Source organism: Variovorax sp. RCC_210, assembly GCF_041355175.1.
GTDB lineage: Bacteria > Pseudomonadota > Gammaproteobacteria > Burkholderiales > Burkholderiaceae_C > Variovorax.
In genome coordinates this window covers 280,145-296,203 of sequence record NZ_JBFUPJ010000002.1, presented here as the reverse complement: position 1 = coordinate 296,203, position 16,059 = coordinate 280,145, and the positions used below count along the sequence as shown (strand labels likewise).

16 protein-coding genes are annotated in these 16,059 nt (G+C 69.4%); 8 read left to right on the top strand and 8 right to left on the bottom strand.

Annotated elements, in window-relative coordinates; genetic code table 11:
* Nucleotides 1-34 precede the first annotated feature (34 nt).
* Nucleotides 35-1,030, bottom strand: a complete 996-nt coding sequence (locus tag AB6807_RS09370; RefSeq protein WP_116910237.1) for a tripartite tricarboxylate transporter substrate binding protein — start codon at nucleotides 1,028-1,030, stop codon at nucleotides 35-37.
* 247 nt (nucleotides 1,031-1,277) lie between these two features.
* Between AB6807_RS09370 and AB6807_RS09365 the strand changes: the two genes are divergently transcribed.
* On the top strand, nucleotides 1,278-1,655 hold the full coding sequence (locus AB6807_RS09365; RefSeq protein WP_371084355.1) for a VOC family protein: 378 nt from the start codon (nucleotides 1,278-1,280) through the stop codon (nucleotides 1,653-1,655).
* 29 nt (nucleotides 1,656-1,684) lie between these two features.
* Here AB6807_RS09365 and AB6807_RS09360 read toward each other — a convergent pair whose 3' ends face one another.
* The 7 genes from AB6807_RS09360 to AB6807_RS09330 all read right to left on the bottom strand — a co-directional run bounded on the left by AB6807_RS09360 (nucleotide 1,685) and on the right by AB6807_RS09330 (nucleotide 10,470).
* Complete coding sequence (locus AB6807_RS09360; RefSeq protein WP_371084354.1) at nucleotides 1,685-2,266, bottom strand: superoxide dismutase; 582 nt, start codon at nucleotides 2,264-2,266, stop codon at nucleotides 1,685-1,687.
* A gap of 73 nt (nucleotides 2,267-2,339) precedes the next feature.
* A complete protein-coding gene (locus AB6807_RS09355; RefSeq protein ID WP_371084353.1) occupies nucleotides 2,340-3,038 on the bottom strand; it encodes a helix-turn-helix transcriptional regulator in 699 nt (232 codons plus the stop codon).
* A 35-nt stretch (nucleotides 3,039-3,073) separates the two neighbouring features.
* Nucleotides 3,074-4,513 (bottom strand): efflux transporter outer membrane subunit, encoded by a 1,440-nt coding sequence (locus AB6807_RS09350; protein ID WP_371084352.1) that lies wholly within the window; start codon nucleotides 4,511-4,513, stop codon nucleotides 3,074-3,076.
* Nucleotides 4,510-7,590 (bottom strand): MexW/MexI family multidrug efflux RND transporter permease subunit, encoded by a 3,081-nt coding sequence (locus AB6807_RS09345; RefSeq protein WP_371084351.1) that lies wholly within the window; start codon nucleotides 7,588-7,590, stop codon nucleotides 4,510-4,512. The genes AB6807_RS09350 and AB6807_RS09345 overlap by 4 nt, the downstream gene beginning before the upstream one ends.
* Nucleotides 7,587-8,693 (bottom strand): efflux RND transporter periplasmic adaptor subunit, encoded by a 1,107-nt coding sequence (locus AB6807_RS09340; RefSeq protein ID WP_371084350.1) that lies wholly within the window; start codon nucleotides 8,691-8,693, stop codon nucleotides 7,587-7,589. The genes AB6807_RS09345 and AB6807_RS09340 overlap by 4 nt, the downstream gene beginning before the upstream one ends.
* Before the next feature lie 97 nt (nucleotides 8,694-8,790).
* Nucleotides 8,791-9,699, bottom strand: coding sequence for a LysR family transcriptional regulator (locus AB6807_RS09335; RefSeq protein WP_371084349.1), 909 nt, complete (start codon nucleotides 9,697-9,699; stop codon nucleotides 8,791-8,793).
* Between the two features lie 39 nt (nucleotides 9,700-9,738).
* Nucleotides 9,739-10,470 (bottom strand): isochorismatase family protein, encoded by a 732-nt coding sequence (locus AB6807_RS09330; RefSeq protein ID WP_371084348.1) that lies wholly within the window; start codon nucleotides 10,468-10,470, stop codon nucleotides 9,739-9,741.
* A gap of 245 nt (nucleotides 10,471-10,715) precedes the next feature.
* Between AB6807_RS09330 and AB6807_RS09325 the strand changes: the two genes are divergently transcribed.
* The 7 genes from AB6807_RS09325 to AB6807_RS09295 are packed head-to-tail and all read left to right on the top strand — an operon-like array spanning nucleotide 10,716 to nucleotide 16,013.
* The gene (locus AB6807_RS09325) at nucleotides 10,716-10,868 is read left to right on the top strand and encodes a hypothetical protein (protein ID WP_165840357.1); all 153 of its coding nucleotides are present in this window, start codon (nucleotides 10,716-10,718) and stop codon (nucleotides 10,866-10,868) included.
* On the top strand, nucleotides 10,865-10,963 hold the full coding sequence (gene kdpF, locus AB6807_RS09320; protein WP_116910231.1) for a K(+)-transporting ATPase subunit F: 99 nt from the start codon (nucleotides 10,865-10,867) through the stop codon (nucleotides 10,961-10,963). The genes AB6807_RS09325 and kdpF overlap by 4 nt, the downstream gene beginning before the upstream one ends.
* Nucleotide 10,964: 1 nt before the next feature.
* Nucleotides 10,965-12,773 (top strand): potassium-transporting ATPase subunit KdpA, encoded by a 1,809-nt coding sequence (gene kdpA, locus AB6807_RS09315; RefSeq protein ID WP_371084347.1) that lies wholly within the window; start codon nucleotides 10,965-10,967, stop codon nucleotides 12,771-12,773.
* Nucleotides 12,774-12,783: 10 nt separating this feature from the next.
* Nucleotides 12,784-14,883, top strand: a complete 2,100-nt coding sequence (kdpB, locus tag AB6807_RS09310) for a potassium-transporting ATPase subunit KdpB (RefSeq protein ID WP_116910229.1) — start codon at nucleotides 12,784-12,786, stop codon at nucleotides 14,881-14,883.
* A gap of 12 nt (nucleotides 14,884-14,895) precedes the next feature.
* The gene (kdpC, locus tag AB6807_RS09305) at nucleotides 14,896-15,516 is read left to right on the top strand and encodes a potassium-transporting ATPase subunit KdpC (RefSeq protein WP_371084346.1); all 621 of its coding nucleotides are present in this window, start codon (nucleotides 14,896-14,898) and stop codon (nucleotides 15,514-15,516) included.
* A gap of 13 nt (nucleotides 15,517-15,529) precedes the next feature.
* Complete coding sequence (locus AB6807_RS09300) at nucleotides 15,530-15,889, top strand: hypothetical protein (RefSeq protein WP_116910227.1); 360 nt, start codon at nucleotides 15,530-15,532, stop codon at nucleotides 15,887-15,889.
* Nucleotides 15,879-16,013 carry a hypothetical protein gene (locus tag AB6807_RS09295; protein ID WP_286517482.1) on the top strand — a complete coding sequence of 45 codons (135 nt, stop codon included), beginning with the start codon at nucleotides 15,879-15,881 and terminating at the stop codon, nucleotides 16,011-16,013. The genes AB6807_RS09300 and AB6807_RS09295 overlap by 11 nt, the downstream gene beginning before the upstream one ends.
* Nucleotides 16,014-16,059: the final 46 nt, after the last annotated feature.

Here is a 16,059-nt window from a genome sequence, read left to right as displayed (position 1 = left end):
TTGTTCTGGAGACACCATTCTGCGGCGCGGGGCGTTATTCGATTGTCGCGCCCGAGGCTTGCACGATGCCCTTCCACTTCTCGTAGTCGGTCTTCAGCAGCGCGCCGAACTTCTCGGGCGTCATGCTCTGCGGCTCCGCGCCCTGGGCGATGATGGCCGCCTGCATCTCGGGCGTGGCCAGCAGCTTGTTGATCTCGGCGTTCAGCGTGGCGACCACGTCCTTGGGCGTCTTGGCCGGCACGAACACGCCGTACCAGGTGCTCACATCGAAGTCCTTGTAGCCGAGCTCGGCCACGGTGGGCGTGTCGGGCAGCGAGGTGCTGCGCTTGGCCGAGGTGACGGCCAGCGGACGCAGCTTGCCCGCCTTGATCTGCGCCATGGCCGAGGGCACCGACGACACCATCAGGTCGACGTTGCCCGCCAGCACGTCCATCATGGCCGCGTTGGAACCCTTGTAGGGCACGTGGCGCATCTTGATCTTGGCGGCGCTGTTGAAGATCTCGCCGGCCAGGTGGATGGTGGTGCCGTTGCCGGGCGAACCGTAGGTGATGGTGTCGGGCGCGGCGCGCGCGGCCTTCACCACGTCGTCCAGCGACTTGAACTTGGAGTTGGCCTGCGTGACGATCACCACCGGCGTGTAGGCCACGTGGGCCACGGCGGTCAGGTCCTTCACCGGGTTGTAGCTCAGGTTCTTGTAGAGCCAGGGCGCGACGACCATGTTGTCCTTCTGGCCCATCACGATGTCGTAGCCCGTGGGCGCCGAGCGCGCCGCCTCGGCGATGCCGATGGTGCCGCCGGCGCCGGCACGGTTGTCGGGCACCACGGTCCAGTGCACGGTCTCGGTGAGCTTCTGGGCCACCAGGCGCGCCAGGATGTCGGTGCCGCCGCCGGGCGGGAAGGGCACGATCATGCGGATGGGCTTGGCCGGGTAGGCCGCGCCCTGGGCGTGGGCGGTGGCCGTGAGGGCGAGCGAGAACGTGAGAGGAAGGGCCAATGCAATGGCCAGCGTGCCGAGGTGTCTGCGGATCATGGGTTGTCTCTTTGTAGGGGGCGGTTCGCTCGTGCAGTGGTCGTCTTCACTGCACCGGGGGTGCAGTGTGCCGCAAGGCGCGCCAAGGGGTTTTCTTCATTCGAGATGGGGCCCGTATCGACACGCGGGGGCCGACACACGGCGGCATGGCGCTTTGACACGGTGCCTGACACGGTGCCTTGACACGGCGCCGCGCGAGGCAAATACTTCACCGATCGGTTGAGTATTCTTGTCGAAGGAGACGCTCATGCTCGCAAACATCGACGCGGTCGCCAACCTGGCGGTGAAAGACCTCGCCGTGGCCCGCCGCTTCTACGAAGACACGCTGGGCCTGGTGCAGCACAAAACGGAGGGCGACGAAGTCATCGTCTACCGCAGCGGCGGCACGCGCATCAACGTGTACCGCTCGCAGTTCGCGGGCACCAACCAGGCCACGGCCGTCACCTGGCAGGTCGACGGCGACCTCGAGCGCATCGTGGCCGCGCTGAAGGCCAAGGGCGTGCGCTTCGAGCACTACGACATGCCCGACACGCAACTGGTCGGCGACGTCCATGTCATGGGAGACATGAAGGTCGCCTGGTTCAAGGACCCGGACGGAAACATCCTGAACCTGATCAACGGCTGATCGGCCGTCGACCGGTTGCCGCAGGTCGATCAGCCGAAGTTCTTGGCCGCGAAGTCCCAGTTGGCCAGCTTGGCCAGGAAGGTCTCGACGAACTTCGGGCGCAGGTTGCGGTAGTCGATGTAGTAGGCGTGCTCCCAGACGTCCACGGTCAGCAGCGCGGTGTCCGCAGTCGTCAGCGGCGTGCCGGCGGCGCCGGTGTTCACGATGTCCACCGAACCGTCGGCCTTCTTCACCAGCCACGTCCAGCCCGAGCCGAAGTTGCCCACGGCCGACTTCACGAAGGCTTCCTTGAACGCGTCGTAGCTGCCCCACTTGGCATCGATGGCCTTGGCCAGCGCGCCGGTCGGTGCACCGCCGCCCTGGGGCTTCATGCAGTTCCAGAAGAAGGTGTGGTTCCAGATCTGGGCCGAGTTGTTGTAGATGCCGCCGCTCGACTTCTTGATGATCTCCTCGAGCGTCATCGATTCGAACTCGGTGCCCTTCTGCAGGTTGTTGAGGTTCACCACGTAGGCGTTGTGGTGCTTGCCGTAGTGGTACTCGAGGGTTTCCTGCGAGTACTCGGGTGCCAGTGCGTCGAGCGCGTAGGGCAGGGGTGGGAGCTTGTGTTCCATCGTGGTTTCCTTTGGGGTTGTTGAAAAACAGGGAGAGAAAAAGTAAAGCGAAAAGGCGGGGGCCAAGTGCCGCTCAGGGCGCGCTCGCCTTCGGTTCGACCCGGTAGGCGCAGCGCCGCGCGCCCGCCAGCACGTGCTCGACGCGGCTCACGCTCACGTCGGGCCCCAGCACCTCGTCGAAGAGCTGGAGTTCGCTGCGGCAAAAGCCGGTGCAGGCCTGCGCCGCGGTGCAGATGGGGCAGTGGTTCTCGATGAAGAGAAAGCTCTGGCCGGGGTCTTCCTGGCCGTCCCCGTCTGCTTTGACCTCGGCCCTGAACTCGGCCATGTAGCCCTCGCGGCTGCGAATCTCCGCCAGCCGCTCCAGCCGCGTCTTCAGGCTGCGCGCGCCGCGCATGGCCTCCTTGTAGTTGGCGCGCATGACGGCCTCGCGCGCGCCGATGAGTTGGTCCATGCCCTTCTCGCCGAACACGCTGATGACGGCGCTGATCATCTGCACCGTCATCTCGGCGTGGGTGTCGGGAAAGCGCTTGTGGCCTTCGCCGGTGAGCCGCCAGATCTGCGTGGGCCGGCCGCGGCCGCTGGAGCGGCTCTCGGCGTCGACCAGGCCCTCTGTCTCGAGCTTGGCCATCTGCTGGCGCACCGCCTCCACGGTCACGTTCAGCACCTTGGCGATGTCGGGAATGCCGAGCGCGCCCCGCGTCTTGAGCGTGGAGAGGATGCGGTCTGCCGGCTGGTGCGGCATCCAGGCGGGCTTGGCATCTGGTGCGGACATGGCGAGTTCGGTCGTGGAGGAAAACAGGGCCATTGTCAGGTGCTTGCGTCTCCCTTGGCATCGTGGGGTGCTTGCCAGCCGCCCCCCAGCGCCTTGTACAGCGCGACCAGGCTGGTGTACGAGGCGGTCTCGGCCTCGGCCACCGCGTCCTGCGCGCGCAGCAGGGTGCGCTGCGCGTCGAGCACGCTCAGGTAGGGCGCGGCGCCTTCGCGGTAGCGCACCTCGGCCAGCTCGGCGGCGCGCGCGCTGCGTGCCGATGCCTCGGCCAGCCGCTGAAGCCGCAGCTGGTTCTGGCCGTAGCCGGTGAGCGCGCCTTCGACGTCTTCGATGGCGCGCAGCACGGTCTGCTCGTACAGCGCGCGGTCGCCTTCGGCACGGGCCTCGGCGCCACGCACGCGGGCCTTCACCGAACCCAGGCGCAGGGCCGGCCAGCTCACGCCCGGCGTCACGCTGAAGGCCCGGCTCGACCCGCTGCCCAGGTCCGCGCCGCGCAGCGCCACGAAGCCCAGGAAGCCGCCGATGTCGAAGCGCGGGTACAGCTCGGCCGTGACCGCGCCCACGTCGGCCGTGCTGGCCGCCAGCCCGCGCTCGGCGCGCAGCACGTCGGGGCGGCGGCGCAGCAGCTCGCCCAGGTCGCCGATGGGCAGGCGCTTGTCGAGCACGTGCAAGGCGCGCGGCTGCAGCATCGGCGCGAGCTCCGCGGGGCGGAGGCCGGCCAGCACCGCGACGCGGTAGGCGGCCTGCCGGCGCGTGGTTTCCAGCGCGGGCAGCTGGCTCTCGGTGGTCGCCAGGTTGGCCTGCGCGCTGGCCAGGTCGCCTTCGAGCGCGCGGCCGGTGCGCACCTGCGCCTCGGTCACGCGCAGGCTTCCGCGCAGGCTGTCGAGCGTGCGGCGCGTCACGGCCATGCGCTGCTCGGCGCCGCGCATCTCGTAGTAGTTGCGCGCCAGCTCGGCCACGGCCACGAGGCGCACCTGCGCCAGGTCGGCCGCGCTCGCCTCGGTGCGCGCAGTGGCGGCGTCGTCGAGCCGCTTCAGCCGCCCGAACAGGTCGATTTCCCACGAGGCGTCGAAGCCCGCGCGGCTGCTCTGCGACAGCGAACGCACATCGGGCTGCGCGGCGCTGTTGCCCTGCGCGATGCCGCGCGTCTTGCTCGCGCCCGCGGTCACCACCGGCAGCCGGTCGAGCTCGGCCTCGGCCTGCGTGGCGCGGGCCTCGAGCAGGCGGGCCTGCGCGATGCGGATGTCGTGGTTGCCGGCCAGCGCGCGCTCGATGAGCGCATCGAGCTGCGCATCGTCGAGCTGGCGCCACCAGTCGCGCTGCACCGCGTCGCTCGCGAACAGCGAGCGCTCGGGCGCCGAGATGGCGACCGGCGCCTCCACCGGCGCGGTGTAGGTCGGGCCGACCGCGCAGCCGGCGAGCACGAGCGCGCTCAATGCGAAAGGCGTTGCACGGGAAAAAAGCCGGTTCATGGTCATGCGCCTTCGGTCAGTGCGTGGAGTTCGGCCGCGCGTTGCGATTGGCTGGCCGGGCGGTGGTCGCGCGCCAGCAGCGTGTACATGGTGGGCAGCACGAACAGCGTGAACAGCGTGCCCACCAGCATGCCGACCACGATCACCAGCCCGATGCTGAAGCGGCTGTTGGCGCCCGCGCCGCTGGCGAACAGCAGCGGCACCAGGCCCATCACCATCGCGGCCGTGGTCATCAGGATGGGGCGCAGCCGGATGCGCGCGGCCTCTTCGATCGAGGCGAGCCGGTCGAGTCCCTCGTGCATCTGGATCTCGTTGGCGAACTCCACCATCAGGATGCCGTGCTTGCTGATGAGCCCGATGAGCGTCACCAGCCCGATCTGCGTGTAGATGTTGATGGTGCCGAAGCCCAGCGCCAGCGGCACCAGCGCGCCGCAGATCGACATCGGCACGCTGATCAGGATGATCAGCGGGTCGCGCAGGCTCTCGTACTGCGCCGCCAGCACCAGGTAGATCACCACGATGGCGAACACGAAGGCCATCACCAGCGCCGAGCCTTCCTGCGTGAACTGCCGCGCGTCCGACTGCCAGTCGTAGCTGAAGCCCGCGGGCAGCTTCTTCGCCTCGTCGCTCAGGAAGGCCACCGCGTCGCCCATGGTCACGCCCGGCATCGGAATGGCCTGGAAGGTCGATGCGTTGAGCTGGTTGAACTGCGTGAGCTTGTTGGGCCCCACGCTGGTCGACAGTTGCACCAGGTTGGCCAGCGGCACGCTCTGGCCGCTGGCGCTCTTCACGAAGTAGCGCGCCAGCGCCTCGGCCGTCAGGCGCTGTTCGCGCGGCGACTGCGGAATCACGTCGTAAGAGCGGCCGTCCATGCCGAAGCGGTTGAGGTAGTTCTCGCCCACCAGCACCGCCAGCGTGTCGCCGATGGCCTTCATGGTCACGCCCATGCTGTTGGCCTTGGCGCGGTCCACGCGGATCTCGACCGTGGGGTTGTTGAACTCCAGGTCGCTGTCGACCACGGCGAACTTGCCGCTGTCGCGCGCCGCCTTCTTCAGCGTTTCCATCGCCTCGAACACGCTGGCGTGGTCGCCCGCGCTGCGGATCACCATCTGCACCGGAAGCCCGCCGGTCGAGCCCGGCAGCGAGGGGAGCTGAAAGGCGAACACGCTGCTGCCTTCCACGTCGTTCATGCGGCCCTGCGTGTCGCCCTGGATCTGGTCGGCGTTGCGCTGGCGGTCTTTCCAGTCGGAGAGCTGCACGCCGCCGATGCTGTTGGCCACGCCGTCGGAGCCGTTGATGAGCCAGCGCCCCGTGTTCTCGGGCAGCGCGGCGAACACCTCGTCCCACTTCTTGCCGAACTTCTCCACGTAGTCGATGTTGGCGTGCTGCGGCGACTTGATGGCCGTGAGCACCATGGCCTGGTCTTCGCCCGGCGCCAGCTCGCGCTGCGCCGCGTTGTACAGCAAGGGCAGGCTCGCCAGCACCACGGCCGCGAACACGCCCGTCACCCAGCGGTGGCGCAGAGACACGTCGAGCAGCCGGCCATAGCCCGTCGACAGGCGGTGGAAGAAAGCCTCCGCCGCGCGCGCCATGCGGCTGCCCGTCGCGTCCCGCGGCAGCAGGAACGAACTCATCACCGGCGACAGCGTGAGCGCGATCACGCCCGACACCACCACCGCGCCGGCCAGCGTGAAGGCGAACTCCTTGAAGAGCGAACCCGTGAGCCCGCCCATGAGGCCGATGGGCGCGTACACCGCGGCCAGCGTGAGCGTCATCGCGATCACCGGGCCGGCCACTTCGCGCGCGCCGATCAACGCGGCCTGCACGCGCGACTTGCCCTCCTCGATGTGGCGGTGCACGTTCTCCACCACCACGATGGCGTCGTCCACCACCAGCCCGATGGCCAGCACCATCGCCAGCAAGGTCAGCAGGTTGATGCTGAAGCCGAACAGCAGCATCAGCGCCGCGGCGCCCAGCATCGACAGCGGAATGGTCACCACCGGAATGAGCACCGCGCGCAGCGAGCCCAGGCACAGGAAGATCACCAGCACCACGATGGCGATGGCCTCCAGCAGCGTCTTCTGCACCTCATCGATCGACGCCTCGATGAAGCGCGCCAGCTCGAAGGGCAGCTGCACTTCCACGCCCGGCGGCAGGTTCTGCCTGATGCCGGGCAGCAGGTCGCGAATGCGCTTCACGATCACCAGCGGGTTGCCGTTGGGCGCGGCCTGCAGGCCCAGGTAGATGGCGGGCACGCCGTCCATGGTGGCGCTGCTGTCGGCGCTGGCGGCACCCAGCTCCACCGTGGCCACGTCGCCCAGGCGCACCAGGGCTTCACCGTCGCGCTTGACGACCATGTCGCGGAACTCCGCCACGTTCACCAGGTCGGTGTTCACGCGAATGTTCGACACCACGTACAGCCCCTTCACCTGCCCCGGCGCGGCCTGCACGTTGTTCTGGCGCAGCGCGTCGGCCAGCTCGCCGGCCGAGATGCCGCGCGCGGCCATGCGGTTGGGGTCCAGCCACACGCGCATCGCCAGCGTCTGCCCGCCCGACACCTCCACGCCCGACACGCCCGTGATGGACGCGAACTGCGGCTGCACCACGCGCGACAGGTAGTCGGTGAGCGCGGGCATCGGCATGGTCTTGCTCGAGAAGCCCACGTAGGCCACGGCCGTGGCCTCGCCCGACGACTTCAGGATGACCGGGTCGAAGGCCTCGGCCGGCAGCCGGTACTTCACCTGGCTGACCTGCGCCATCGCCTGCGTGAGCGCCTGGTTGGCGTCGGCGTTGAGCTTCATGCGCACGCTGATCACGCTGCGCCCCAGCGTGGAAGACGACGACAGGTAGTCGACGTTCTCGATGGTCGCCACCGCCTGCGCGATGGGCTGCGTGACAAAGCCCTGCATCAGCTCCGGCGAGGCGCCCGGGTACTGCGTGGTGATGGTGAGCGTGGTGCTTTCGGTGAGCGGGTACTGCCGCACCGGCAGGTCGCCCAGCGCACGCGCGCCCAGCAGCAGGATGAGCGTGCTCACCACCAGCGCCAGCACCGGCCGGCGCACGAAGAGGTCGGTGAACTTCATGACCGGGGCTCCTGCAGCGCCAGCGTGTCCTTCTCGGTCGGCGCCACGGCGGCGCCGGTGTACAGCCGCAGCTGGCCCGAGGTGACGACCTTGTCGCCGGGCGCGAGGCCTTTCTCGATGACCACGTGGCCGTCCTGCCGGTCGCCGGCCTTCACGAACACCTGCTGCGCGGTGAAGCCCTCGCCCTTCTCGGCGGCGCGCACCACGAACACCGAGTCGCCGTGCGTGCTGTAGGTGAGCGCGGTCTCGGGCACGGTGATGGCGTCGGCGCGCGCGGGCAGGGCGACCTTGCCGTTGACGAACATGCCGGGCGTGAGCGCGCCGTCGGCGTTGTCCACCGTGGCCTGCAGGCGCACGGTGCGCGTGTCGGTGCCGATCTGCGGCTCGATGGTGCTCAGCCGGGCCTGGAACACGCGCCCCGGGTACGCGTCGACCGAGAGCGCCACCTGCTGGTTGCGCTTGAGCACGGGCAGCGCGGTCTCGGGCAGCGTGAGGTTGGCGAACAGCGCGCGGGCGTCGGTGAGCGACACCAGCGCATCGCCCGCGCGCACGAACTGCCCGAGGTTGACGCGGCGAATGCCCAGCACGCCGTCGAACGGCGCCTTGACCTGCTTCTGCTCGCGCATCGCCTGCGCGCGCTTCAGCTCGCCGCTGGCCTGGTCGAAGGCGGCCTGCGCCTGTTCGAGCTGCTCCTGCGTGGCGGCCTGCTGCGGCAGCAGGCGGCGCGTGCGCTCCAGCAGCGCGCGGGCATTGGCGCGCTGCGCGGCAAGGCGCTCGAGGTCGCCTTGCTCGGGCGCGTCGTTCAGCTGCACCAGCAACTGGCCGGCGCGCACTTCGCCGCCGGGCGTGAAGAGGATCTTCGCCACGCGCCCCTCCACCTCGGCCGGCACCTCGACCTGGCGGTTGGCCTCCAGCGTGCCGATGCCGCTCAGGAAGCGCGCCACCTCGGTCTTCTTCGCGGCGGCCACCGCCACCTTGGCCGGCGGCATGCCGCCGCCCTGCGCATGGGCCGGCGCGGGCTTCGCGATAAGCCCATAGCCGGCGCCTCCCACCACCACGGTCGCAAGGCCGGTACCCAGCCACGCCCTTGATTGCTTGTTCATACGACGTCCATTATTAATCAAAGAAAGTGCTTTGATTATTAAAGGGCGCCCGGTGGCCTGTCGAGGACGGCGTGGCAATGGCCGTCATAGCCGAGGGCTATCCGTGCGGGGCGGGTCCCTGGCGGTAGTGCTCGGCCATGAAGTCGACAAAGGCACGCACCGCCGGCGGCACGTGCCGCGTGCGCGGGTACAGCGCCGCGTACGTGCGTTGCCCGAGCGTGACCTGCGGCAGCACGCGCACCAGCGCGCCCGAGTGCAGGTCGGCGCGCACCGTGTGCCATGTGAAGGCCGCGATGCCGCTGCCGCACCGGGCCGCCGCGTACAACGCGGTGACGGTGTCGCAGGCGAAGCGCGCGCCGGGCCTGAACGCCTGCTGTCCGCCGCCTTGCAGGTGCAGCGTCCAGTGCGCGGGGCTCTCGGGCCCGTTGTGCTGCAGGCACTGGTGGTGCGCCAGGTCTTCCGGGGTGCGCGGCAGGCCGTGCGCCACGAGGTAGCGCGGCGCCGCGACCAGCACCATGTCGGAGACCGCGAGCGTGCGCGCCATGAGCGAGGTGTCTTCCAGCCCGGCGCTGATGCGCAGCGCCACGTCGATGCCTTCGGCCACCAGCCGGGTGAAGCGGTCAGTGCTCGTCACCTCCAGCCGCAGGCCGGCGTGCCGCGCCTGGAAAGCCGGCAGCCACTCGGGCAGGTCGAGCGTGGCGATGGCCAGCGGCATGCTCACCTTCAGCGTGCCGGTGGGCGCGGTGGCGTTCGAGGCCACATCGGCATGCGCCGCGTCGAGCCGCGAAAGAATGTCGGCGCAGGCCGTCAGGTAGCGCTGCCCCGCCTCGGTCAGCGTGATGCCGCGCGTGTCGCGCCGCACCAGCTGCGCGCCCAGCGAGGTCTCCAGCGCCTGCAATTGGCGCGACAGGCTGGAATGCGTGGTGCCCAGCGACTGCGCCGCCGCCGTCAGGCTGCTGGCCTGCGCGATGCGTTGAAAGGCGCGCATCGCCTTGAGCTGGTCCATGCGCCGCCCTCCCGCGGTAATTTCAGAAGCCCGGCATTTTCAGGCAAGCGGCAGCGCGACGACCTGCGCGGTGCTCAGCACGTCGCCGAAGGTGTCCTCGACCTCGGCCAGCGCCGCGCGGTGCAGCTGGTCGTGCGGCACCGTGTCGCCGTTCTCGCGGCGAATGGAGCGGGTGGCCGTGGCGTCCGAGGCCACCACCACCTCGAAGCCCTGCGCCGCCGCGTCGCGCGCGGCGCCGGCCACGCAGGCATGGGTCATGAGCCCGGCGATGACCAGCGCCTGCGCGCCGGCCTTGCGCAGCTGCTGCGCGATGTCGGTGCTCGCGAAGACGCTCACGCTGGTCTTCTGCACGAGCGTGTCGCGCGGGCGCGGCTGCGTGTCGGCGTGGAAGGCGAATGCCTCGCTGCCCTGCGCGAAGGTCGCGGCACCGGCCGGCGCCACGTGTTGGATCTGGAACACCGGCAGCGCATGCCGGTCGGCCCAGTCGAGCAGGCGCCGGGTGTGGGCCATGGCGGCCGGTGCGTCGGCGATGGGCATGCGGCCGGTGAAGTACTCGTTCTGGAAATCGATGACGAGCAGCGCGGTGCCCTTGGCCGGCAACTGCTGGCGGGCCCGCACGCCCGACATGGCGCGGATCGTGGGGGTCGGGGTGGAAGCGGAGCCCGTTGCCGAACCCGTTGCCGAAGCCGTGCGGCCGACGACCCCGGCGACGCCGGCCGCGAGAGGCCATGCCAGCGTGCCCATGAGGCCGCGGCGCGAGAGAGTGAACATGGTGGGTTCCTTGAAGACGGAGGTTGGTCGAAAGCGACGCAGCAAAGTCTAGGAACGGCACCGGCCCGCGCACAGGGCCGCGCGGCGACAACTGCTGTGCGCGCCGCGCACGGCACGGGGTGTCGGGGGTGCCCGAGGCGCGGCGTTTTTACGCTTTCTTTATACGGCCCCGCCGACTCTGTTCCCCGTTTTTACGCACCGCTGCCGAGACTGGAGGCCTTGTGTTTCGCTCCAGGAGCAATTGAATGGACATCGTCTGGATGGGCGCCTTGCTGGCGCTGTGGGCCGTGGTGGGGGCCATGGTGGTCGGGCTGGACAAGCTCGACGCGCCGAAGAACCCATCGAAGGCGTCGAACGCCTTGAAGGCGCCCGGCGCCGTCGACGGAGCCGCATCGTGATCGGCCTCGAAGTGCTGTACGGCTTCGGCGCCCTGATTGCCGTGATCCTCTTCGCCTACCTCGTGTTCGCGCTGATCTGCGCGGAGGAGTTCTGACATGACCGCCTCCGCCTGGGGCCTGCTGGCCCTTTTCTTCGCGGTGCTGGGCGTGCTCGCCTGGCCCGTCGGCAAGTTCCTTGCCGCGATGTGCAACGAGCGCCTGCCGCGCTGGATGCAGCGCGTCGAGGCGCCGCTGTACAAGCTCGCGGGCACCCGGCCCGAGCAGTCGATGCACTGGCTGCGCTACGCGTTCGCGCTGCTGGCCTTCAACGCCATCGGCGCTGTCTTTCTGTATGCGCTGCAACGCGTGCAGGGCTGGCTGCCGCTGAACCCCGCGGGCATGACGGCGGTGTCCAGCGACTCGGCCTTCAACACCGCCGTGAGCTTCGTGGCCAACACCAACTGGCAGGGCTACGCCGGCGAGTCGACCATGAGCTATCTCACGCAGATGCTCGGGCTCACGGTGCAGAACTTTCTGTCGGCCGCCACCGGCATCGCGGTGGCGTTCGCGCTGGTGCGCGGCTTCGCGCGCCGCGGGGAAGGCGGCGAAGGCAAGGGCCTGGTCGGCAACTTCTGGGCCGACGTGACGCGCATCACGCTGTGGGTGCTGTTGCCCATCTCGTTCGTGCTCGCCATGGTCTTCGCGGGCCAGGGCGTGATCCAGAACTTCGACGGCTACAAGACCGTGAACACGCTGGAGACCACCGCCTTCCAGCAGCCGAAGAACGGCCCCGACGGCCAGCCGCTGAAGGACGACAAGGGCCAGCCGGTGATGGAAGACGCCACCACCGCCACGCAGACGCTCGCCATGGGTCCGGTCGCTTCGCAAGAGGCCATCAAGATGCTGGGCACCAACGGCGGCGGCTTCTTCAACGCCAACTCGGCGCACCCTTACGAGAACCCGACGGCGCTGGTGAACCTGCTGCAGATGATCGCGATCTTCCTGATCCCGGCGGCGCTGTGCTTCACCTTCGGCCATGTGGTGGGCGACATGCGCCAGGGCTGGGCCGTGCTGGCCGCCATGACGGTGATGTTCGTCATTGCCGTGATGGTCATCACGCCCGCCGAGCAGGCCGGCAACCCGCTGCTGGCGTCGCTGGGCGTCGACCAGGTGGCCAGCGCGCTGCAGTCCGGCGGCAACATGGAAGGCAAGGAGCTGCGCTTCGGCATCGACGCGTCGACCCTGTTCGCCGCGGTGACCACCGCCGCCTCGTGCGGCGCGGTCAACCTCATGCACGACTCGCTCACGCCGCTTGGCGGCATGGTGCCCATCGTGCTGATGCAGCTCGGGGAAGTGGTGTTCGGCGGCGTGGGATCGGGCCTGTACGGCATGCTGATCTTCGCGATGCTCGCGGTGTTCATCGCCGGCCTGATGATCGGGCGCACGCCCGAGTACCTCGGCAAGAAGATCGAGGTGCGCGAGATGAAGCTGATTTCCATCGCCATCCTGGTCACGCCCATCCTGGTGCTGGCGGGCACGGCGGTGGCGGTGGTCGCGGGCGCGGGCAAGGCCGGCATCGCGAACCCGGGCGCGCACGGCTTCTCCGAAATTCTCTACGCGCTGACCTCGGCCGCCAACAACAACGGCAGCGCCTTCGCGGGCCTGTCGGCCAACACGCCTTTCTACAACGGCCTGCTCGGGCTGGCCATGTGGCTGGGCCGCTTCGCGATGATCGTGCCGGTGCTGGCCATTGCCGGCTCGCTCGCGGCCAAGAAGCGCCTGCCCGTCACCGGTGGCACGCTGCCCACGCACGGCCCGCTGTTCGTCTCGTTGCTGATCGGCACGGTGCTGCTGGTCGGCTTGCTCAACTATGTGCCGGCGCTGGCCCTGGGCCCGATCGTCGAGCACCTGGTGCTCTGGAAGTAAGGAGCCCGTCATGACCGCCAATACAAAAACCTCTCTCTCGCTGTTCGACGCAGCGCTGGTCAAGCCCGCCCTGTGGGGCGCCTTCGCCAAGCTGAACCCGCGCACCCAGTGGCGCAACCCGGTGATGTTCATCGTGTACATCGGCAGCATCCTCACGACGCTGCTGTGGGTGCATGCGCTGAGCTTCCCGGGCGACACCGGCATGAAGCCCGCCTTCGTGCTCGCCATTACGGTGTGGCTGTGGTTCACCGTGCTGTTCGCGAACTTCGCCGAAGCGCTGGCCGAAGGCCGCAGCAAGGCACAGGCCGCGTCGCTGCGCGGGCTGCGCAAGGACACCTGGGCCAAGAAGCTCACCGAGCCGCACCACGGCGCGCAGTGGCTGCCCGAACAGGCGCCCAACCTGCGCAAGGGCGACATCGTGCTGGTGGAAACCGGCGACGTGATTCCGCTGGACGGCGAAGTCATCGAAGGCGTGGCCTCGGTCGACGAAAGCGCCATCACCGGCGAATCGGCACCCGTGGTGCGCGAATCGGGCGGCGACTTCTCGGCCGTGACGGGCGGCACCCGCGTGCTGTCCGACTGGCTGGTGGTGCGCGTGTCGGTGAACCCGGGCGAGTCGTTTCTCGACCGCATGATCGGCATGGTCGAGGCCGCCAAGCGCCAGAAGACGCCCAACGAGATCGCGCTCACCATCCTGCTGGTGGCGCTGACGCTGGTGTTCCTGATGGTCACCGTCACGCTGCTGCCGTTCTCGGTGTTCAGCGTGGAGGCCGCCGGCGCGGGCACCGTGGTGTCGCTCACTGCGCTGGTCGCGCTGCTGGTGTGCCTGATTCCGACCACCATCGGCGGGCTGCTGTCGGCCGTGGGCGTGGCCGGCATGAGCCGCATGATGCAGGCCAACGTGATCGCCACCTCGGGCCGCGCGGTGGAAGCCGCCGGCGACGTCGACGTGCTGCTGCTGGACAAGACCGGCACCATCACGCACGGCAACCGCCAGGCCACCTCGTTCCTGCCCGCCCCGGGCATCACCAAGGCCCGGCTGGCCCGCGCCGCGATGTTCGCCTCGCTGGCCGACGAGACGCCCGAAGGCCGCAGCATCGTCGAGCTGGCCCGCCGCGACGGGCTGGACACCAGTGCCGTCGACGGCGCGCGCTTCGTGCCCTTCACCGCGCAGACGCGCATGAGCGGCGTCGACCTGCCCGCGGCGCCCAACAGCCTGGACACCGACGACGTGCTGCTGCGCAAGGGCGCGGTGGAGGCCGTGCGCCGCCACGTCGAGGCGCTGGGCGGCAGCATGGCGCCCGAGGTGCTGCGCGCCGCGGAAGAAACCGCGCGCCGCGGCAGCACGCCGCTGGCCGTGGCCGAAGGCAACCGGGTGCTCGGCGTGGTCGAGCTGAAGGACATCGTCAAGGCCGACATCAAGGAGCGCTTTGCCGAGCTGCGCCGCATGGGCATCAAGACGGTGATGATCACCGGCGACAACAAGCTCACCGCCGCCGCCATTGCTGCCGAAGCCGGCGTGGACGACTTTCTGGCCGAGGCCACGCCGGAAGACAAGCTGGCGCTCATCCGCCAGTACCAGGCCGAAGGCCGCCTCGTGGCCATGACCGGCGACGGCACCAACGACGCCCCCGCGCTCGCGCAGGCCGACGTGGCCGTGGCCATGGGCAGCGGCACGCAGGCCGCCAAGGAGGCCGGCAACATGGTCGACCTGGACTCCAACCCGACCAAGCTGCTCGAGGTGGTGGAAACCGGCAAGGCGCTGCTGATGACGCGCGGCTCGCTCACCACCTTCTCGATCGCGAACGACGTGGCGAAGTACTTCGCGATCATTCCGGCGATCTTCGTGTCGACCTACCCGCAGCTGGGCGCGCTGAACGTGATGCGCCTGGCGAGCCCGTCGTCGGCCATTTTGAGCGCGGTGATCTTCAATGCGCTGGTCATCGTGTTCCTGATTCCGCTGGCGCTCAAGGGCGTGCGCTACCGGCCCGTGGGCGCCGCCGCGCTGCTGCGCCGCAACCTGGCCATCTACGGGCTGGGCGGCCTGCTGGTTCCCTTCATCGGCATCAAGCTGATCGACTGGCTGCTCGTCGCAGTCCACCTGGTCTGAGGAGTTCTCGTCATGAACAACAACAACGGCAACCACGGCAACATCGTTCGCCCCGCGCTCGTGCTCTTCGTGCTGCTGAGCGCGCTCACCGGCCTCATCTACCCCCTGGCCGTCACCGGCGCCGCCAAGGCGGTGTTCCCCGCGCAGGCGGACGGCAGCCTGGTCGTGCTCGACGGCACCACCGTGGGCTCGAAGCTCATCGGCCAGAACTTCAGCGACCCGAGGCACTTCTGGGGCCGGCCGTCGGCCACCGCGCCGCAGCCGTACAACGCCAGCGCCTCGGGCGGCTCCAACCAGGGGCCGCTGAACCCGGCGCTCACCGACGCGGTGAAGGCGCGCGTCGAGGCGCTGCGCGCGGCCGACCCCGGCAACACCGCGCCGGTGCCGGTCGACCTGGTCACCACCTCGGGCAGCGGGCTGGACCCCGACATCAGCCCCGCCGCCGCCAAGTACCAGGCGGCGCGCGTGGCGCGTGCGCGCGGCGTGCCGATCGAGCAGGTCAACGCGCTGATCGCCAACAACACGCAGGGTCCGCTGTGGGGCTTCCTGGGCGAGCACCGCGTCAACGTGCTGGCGCTGAACATCGCGCTGGACGCGTCTTCCGGTGCCTTCAGTCCGTCGACCCCGCGTTGAGGAGCAAACAACCATGGCCTATGCCGCCTACCGTGAACACCCCGGCGTGCCGCGAATGCACGCCCCCATGAACAACCACCCGAGCCCGTTCTACGTGCTCGACGTCACCGTTTGCTGCGCCGACGCCCTGCGCGTGCGCCGCAGCATCGCCGGCTGCCCCGACGCGGGCGTGGTGCGCTGCGAGCCGCTGCTGCACGGCTGCTGCTCGCAGGAAAGCGACGCGCCCTGCGTGCGCCTGATGATCCGGCTGCCGCTCGCGCGCTATGCCGACGTGCTGCACAGGCTGATCGAGTGCGTGCCCTCCGGCGAGATCGGCCGGCTCGTGAGCTGGCGCGAGCACCTCGCGCGCTGCGGCCTGCGCCATGGTCACTGACCTGCTGCTGGCCTTGCTGGCCATGGCGGCGCTGTTCGTGCCGCTGGGCTTTGCGTGGTGGGTGCTGTCGCGCACCGTCCGGCGCCACCATCGTCCCCGCGGCAAGGACGAGTCGGCGCGCTGACAGGCGTGCCGTTTCCGCATGCGGGCCGATCGCCGCTTCGAAGCCA